General features: G+C 66.3%; 1 pseudogene. It reads left to right on the forward strand.

The features are described from left to right. The first annotated feature begins 161 nt into the window (after positions 1 to 161). Positions 162 to 1,384, forward strand: a pseudogene (locus tag ABTY20_RS35255) (IS256 family transposase). Positions 1,385 to 1,404: the final 20 nt, after the last annotated feature.

The following is a 1,404-nucleotide window of genomic DNA, read 5'->3' on the forward strand; positions in this document are numbered from 1 at the left end:
CGATGGCGTCCCGCTGTGTGGTGTAGGGGATCTCCGCAGTTGAGTGCGCGGGTTCTGCTCCCCCGGGTGCACCGCCTGCCGGTGACTGCTCCCTGCTCAACTGGCAGGCCACCGTGCAACTGTCCGGAGTGAACAGGCAGTTCGACCCCAGGGGGTGCACGGTGGCCTTGTCCCAGCATGACCTACTTCGCCTGCTTGAGTCACTACGTTCGGCAGATGGTCTTGAACTCGTCCGCGAGGTCGCCGAGCGACTACTGCAGGAACTGATCGAGGCCGAGGCCACCACAAAGATCGGCGCCGAGTGGGGCGAACACACCGGCACCCGCACCACCTGGCGCAACGGGCACCGGGAAAAGACGGTGACCACGCAGGCCGGCGACCTTGAGCTCGCCATCCCGAAACTGCGAGCCGGGAGCTTCTTCCCCAGCCTGCTGGAGCGCCGGCGCCGCATCGACCAGGCCCTCTACGCGGTCATCATGGAGGCATACGTCCACGGCGTCTCCACCCGGTCGGTCGACGACCTGGTGAAGGCGCTCGGTTCGGACACCGGGATATCCAAGAGCGAGGTCTCCCGGATCTGCGCGGACCTGGACGAACAGCTGGACGCCTTCCGCACCCGGCCGCTGGACCACATCCGCTTCCCCTACCTGTTCCTCGACGCCACCTACGTCAAAGCCCGTGTCGACCACCGCATCGTCTCCCAGGCGATCGTCATCGCCACCGGCGTCACCCAGGACGGCGGCCGCGAGGTCGTCGGCGTCATGGTCGGCGACAGCGAGACCGAAGCCTTCTGGACCCAGTTCCTGCGTCATCTGCGCGAACGCGGACTGAGTGGCGTCCGTCTGGTCATCTCCGACAGCCACAGCGGCCTGGTCAAAGCGATCCGCAAGGTCACATGCTCGGCGCCGCCTGGCAAAGGTGTCGTGTTCACTTCGTGCGCAATGTCTTCGCCGCCATCCCGAAAGGCTCGGCGGAGATGGTCGCCGCGACGATCCGCACCATCTTCGCCCAGCCCACCGCGGACGCGGTCCGCACCCAGCTCGACACCGTCGCGGACATGCTCGGCCGACAGTTCCCCAAGGTCAGAGAGATGCTGCTGGAGGCCAGGGAGGATCTGACCGCGTTCGCGGACTTCCCCCACCAGCACTGGAAGAAGATCCAGTCCACGAACCCGCTCGAGCGGCTGAACCGGGAGATCAAACGCCGCACCGACGTCGTCCAGGTCTTCCCGAACCCGACCGCCGTCCTCCGACTGGCCACCGCGGTCCTCGCCGAACTCCACGACGAATGGATCGCCTTCCCCCGCCGCTACCTCTCCAACGAGAGCATGGACGCCCTCTACCCCGACGACGCGATCGTCCTGCCGACCGCATCAGACGACTGATCGCCTACACCACAAGAAGG

The sequence above is a fragment of the Streptomyces sp. NPDC126497 genome (assembly GCF_040302425.1).
In the GTDB taxonomy this organism is placed as follows: domain Bacteria; phylum Actinomycetota; class Actinomycetes; order Streptomycetales; family Streptomycetaceae; genus Streptomyces.